This window comes from Coleofasciculus sp. F4-SAH-05 (assembly GCF_040222985.1).
GTDB lineage: Bacteria > Cyanobacteriota > Cyanobacteriia > Cyanobacteriales > Coleofasciculaceae > Coleofasciculus > Coleofasciculus chthonoplastes.
Genome location: NZ_JAVKBY010000017.1, coordinates 1 through 4,204, shown reverse-complemented (window position 1 = coordinate 4,204; position 4,204 = coordinate 1). Strand labels below are relative to the sequence as shown.

Here is a 4,204-nt window from a genome sequence, read left to right as displayed (position 1 = left end):
GCTGGGCTTTACTCCTACTACCAGTTCTATGATTGATAAAATTTTGGCTGTAGCTCTTGATTTAATCAATCCTAAACATTTAAGAAATTGGTTTGCTCATTGTTGTTACTGTACCTCATAGCAGCGCGAAGCGCTGTATATTGATGATCACTCAGATTTTTAGCCCGCGCGATCGCTAAACATTCTGCCTGATAATTTTGGTCTTTCACCGCCGCGATCGCAGCCGTCAGCGAATCGGGTTCAATCTTTCCCTGTGTCTGGGAAGCCGAAGAGACAATCGCCCCTCCCCCCATCTCCTCCTCTGAAGCCTCAACCACCTGATGCCCTTCCCCGCGCAGCGCCGCCAGTACCGATTCCCGATACTGAAACATGGACGCATTATGCCTTACCGCCATTCTTGCCCAACACAACAGCGATTCCGCCTGAAAACCCGTCTCAATATCATCCAGGGCATCAAAATCGGATTGTTGTAATAATCGAATATTAACCTGAGTCAAACGGCGTCCCGATGTCAACAAAGCGGGAATCGACGTAGAACCATTTCCCACCCGATTAAACCCACAAGGCGCTACCCACAGAAACCGAGGCAAATTTTGCCGCACTCGCCCCAACGCCTGACGCACCGAGTTTTCACTTTGTACCCCAATTGCAATCCCCCAAACCGAGGTGAAATGTCCCTGCAAATCAATACTGACTCCGGTTTCAATCACCGGACTTGCCAGAACAATATCATACTGACTCAACACCCCATCCAAATCACGCATACAGCCATACGCCGGATGAGTCGGTTCAGTCAGAGATTCTGAATCAATGCGGAGAATCTTCGCCTCAGGAAATCGAGAACGCAGATAAGCTTCCAACGTACAGGTTCCCCACTGACTCCCCCGTTTCTGGGCGGAAAGGCAAACAAAGGGTTTCCCACCGACTGCAATGTGTCGTTCCAAATCCTGAATCAAGCGTTCTGGCTTAGGTTCTGGATAATAGTTGACTCGCCAGGATTCAGACTCACTAGGTTTCCAGGTGTTGTGAATAATATAAGGATGTTGGGGAACCCCCGATAAAGAAATCAAGTAATCGATAGAAACATCACTCAAATCCGCATCCGCCACATAAACTTGTCCCTCATCTCCCAAAACATTCTGCATCAATGTCTTCAGAGATTTCAGAATCGCCACTCGGTTACTACTGCAAGTATCCGAATCCAACCCATGCCAAAGAACCTGTTCCACTTCATCAATAATTACCACGCCATCTGACCAGTTCACCGCCTCGAAGCCAGCCTGAGAGGTAGGATGGAGAGAGTCAACGCAGAGACCATAGCCTAACCTAGCACCCGTTTCTGTATCCTGTATCTGAGTGACATAGTTCAAGCCAAAGCGCTGACATAACGCCTCCACGAGTCGCACCCGATGACCAATCACCAAAACCCATTTCTGGCGCTTAATTGCCTCTTGGACAATTGTTTCTAACCACTGAGTTTTCCCTGTCCCTTTGGGGGATTTAATTCCAATCAATTTGGCATCCTCAGGAATCGATAATTCCCCTAAATAGCGACGATTTATCTGTATCGTGGGCGGATAAGTCAGCCCGGTTAAGGATTGGGCTTTCCAGGTATCTAAGGGGACAGCCGTTTGATAGGCTTGGTCAAATGCTGTTTGAGTATGGTTGGCAATTAAATCATCCACCCCTTTTCCTTGGGCTGGATGCCAACTGATTATCTTGACAGAACATCCCTTTTGGGTTAATAAATATCCCAACTGACGAATAGCGGCATTAACAGCTTTGATGGTACTGGGTTTAGTGTCTTGGTCAAAGGCAATATAAATTGTTCTCCCCGGTGTTGCTAATTTGAGTAACTGGGGGATGAGGCGAGACTTGCCGATACGATTTCCTTGTTCATCTCTAGGGACACGATAGCCTCCGAATACACCAGGGAGGGCAATTGCCCCATAGCCGGCGGTGAGTAAAGCCCCGGCTTTCTTTGCGCCTTCCGTAATACACAACGGAATTTCTGGGTGGGCAATCAACCACTGCCAAAATTCGCCGGAGACATTTTGAGTTTGTCGGGGCGGGTTTAGGGACTCGCCTTGGGCGATTGATGATAACGTTTCTACAAAACCCGCCCTGACCGAATGTTGACCCTTCACCACCTTCGAGGGCATGGTTTGTCGGGGCGGGTTTAGGGACTGACTTGGGGCGATTGATGATAACGTTTCTACAAAACCCGCCCTGACCGAATGTTGACCCTTCACCACCTTCGAGGGCATGGTTTGTCGGGGCGGGTTTAGGGACTGACTTGGGGCGATTGATGATAACGTTCCTACAAAACCCGCCCTGACCGATGTGTCGGGGAGGGCTTCACGATTGTCGATGACGTGATTAAACCCGCCCCCAGACGCGCCATGGCGCGTCTCTACATCAAATGGAAGCGTCAGGTTATAGCGATTAGCAATATCCTGCCACAAATGTAGGGGAACACGCAGGGCAAAAACCCCTGTGGGGGCTAGGGGCGGATGTTCGTATTTAATCAGTTTGCCCGTCTGAGTATTGCAGCGAGGAGAACTGGGCTTGAAACAACCCCAAAGGTCATCATTACCCGTGAGTACGTCAATTCCGGAACACCACCATCCTCCTTGTTCCGTATGTTCGTAGCGTTTGAGGATGCGGCGACTGACCCGACCATCATTCCGTCGTGGTAATGTATCCGCGTAGAATAAATAGTTCGATGGGCAAGTGCCAGTTAAAGGGATAACGTTTAGGCGCGTGAGTTGGTCATCGATACAGCTATTGTTCCATTCTTGCAGATAATTCACGGGATTAGAGATTAAGGGGTTCATACGCAAAACTACACTACATCTAGTAGTTAAACTGAATAGCTTAGGAAAGGAACACTAATTATAGGGCTTGTTGACCAATGGTTGAAGCGTCATGTAAAAAAGTGGCGGTGCAGGGGGGCGGGGAGTACGGGAATGGGATGTTCCAGACGTAGCCTGTTAGGTCTGTATCGTCAAATTGCTGCCAAATTTTGGGTAAAGCGATCGCGAATGCGTCTCTACGGTTTCCGGTTGAGTTAAATTCAGGACGGAATGAATTCAGGATAATTGAGGTAACTCTCAAAAAATATCTGAATGTCGAGGCAGTTCCCGCCGAGTTGGTGGGCATTGCCCACCCTACGCTATATCAAGAGTTTCGACGAGCCAAAAATGCACGCTTTCCAGTGACCTTAAATTTAAGGTAGAGTAAAGGAAACAAGATTAAAGAACTCGAATCATATAATTATTATCCATAAACTGTTCGGCATTTAAATGGCTAAAAAAAATATTTTATCCTTGATTATTCACCGGACTCACTTTAGCCCGATACAATAATTTATCACCTTGCCGATAGCCAACATAACGAACTCGCACCAGCTCTCCGGGTTGAACGGTTCCCGACATTAATTGGTGCCATTGGGGATCATAAGTCAATTCATCACCAACTGAAGCGATCGCGTCTATGCCCCATTGTTGCAGAAGCTGTTCCACTGGCTTGATTAGAGGCAATAATCGGATGGCGGGTAACTGCTCATTCTGAGTTACAGCATAAGCGGCTGTGGGCCACTGTAATAACCATGATTCTAATACCTGCACACTCGATTGCTGAAATTCCTGTAGCAGGGTTTCGCGTTGTTCGGCGAATTGCTGTTGTAGTCGGTGGTATTCCTGCTTGAGGTTGTCGAGGCTTTCTGGTGCGGGAATCTCAGAACTTGGTGAAGTGCGATCGCGCGACGGCGTCATCGGAGAGATTGATTCGGGTGAAAATAAGGTGAGCAATTGATCGACCGATATTTGCAATACCTGCGATAATTTCAGCAGCGTTTCTACCCGCATTTGCGATACCTGTCCTTGTCGCAGACGTTTCATTTGTCGTTCAGACACACCACTGACGCGACTCAGTTGGCGAAAACTGGACACATCCACCTGATGCATGAGGTATTGTAACTGTTGGGTGTAATTCGGGGCAGACTGATTCTTATGGCTAGATGCGGACATGAGTATGACTTATCTGGAATTGTTATAGTATTTTGACCGAGAACTAGGGATACAAGCCTCGTCCTTTTAGGACGACTTTTTATTTTCTCTTAGTCTTGTATTGTAATAAATAATGTGTTAATCTCTAAAATTAGTCTAGCACAGGCGAAAGTCGTGAGTATCGCCAATCGATT

The 4,204-nt window shown here is 47.5% G+C and carries 3 protein-coding genes; all 3 read right to left on the bottom strand.

Features of this window, described 5'->3' with window-relative positions; translation table 11 throughout:
- Window positions 1-71 precede the first annotated feature (71 nt).
- The 3 genes from RIG27_RS01710 to RIG27_RS01700 all read right to left on the bottom strand — a co-directional run bounded on the left by RIG27_RS01710 (window position 72) and on the right by RIG27_RS01700 (window position 4,031).
- Window positions 72-2,813 (bottom strand): plasmid replication protein, CyRepA1 family, encoded by a 2,742-nt coding sequence (locus RIG27_RS01710; protein ID WP_446341854.1) that lies wholly within the window; start codon window positions 2,811-2,813, stop codon window positions 72-74.
- A gap of 82 nt (window positions 2,814-2,895) precedes the next feature.
- Window positions 2,896-3,162 carry a hypothetical protein gene (locus tag RIG27_RS01705; RefSeq protein WP_446341852.1) on the bottom strand — a complete coding sequence of 89 codons (267 nt, stop codon included), beginning with the start codon at window positions 3,160-3,162 and terminating at the stop codon, window positions 2,896-2,898.
- Window positions 3,163-3,323: 161 nt separating this feature from the next.
- Window positions 3,324-4,031, bottom strand: coding sequence for a helix-turn-helix domain-containing protein (locus RIG27_RS01700; RefSeq protein ID WP_446341850.1), 708 nt, complete (start codon window positions 4,029-4,031; stop codon window positions 3,324-3,326).
- Between the last annotated feature and the right edge of the window lie 173 nt (window positions 4,032-4,204).

What these genes read in the sequence shown, in the direction of transcription:
- RIG27_RS01700 (WP_446341850.1), bottom strand. Translation starts at nt 4,031, where the DNA reads ATGTCCGCATCTAGCCATAAGAATCAGTCTGCCCCGAATTACACCCAA.
- RIG27_RS01705 (WP_446341852.1), bottom strand. Translation starts at nt 3,162, where the DNA reads ATGCCCACCAACTCGGCGGGAACTGCCTCGACATTCAGATATTTTTTG.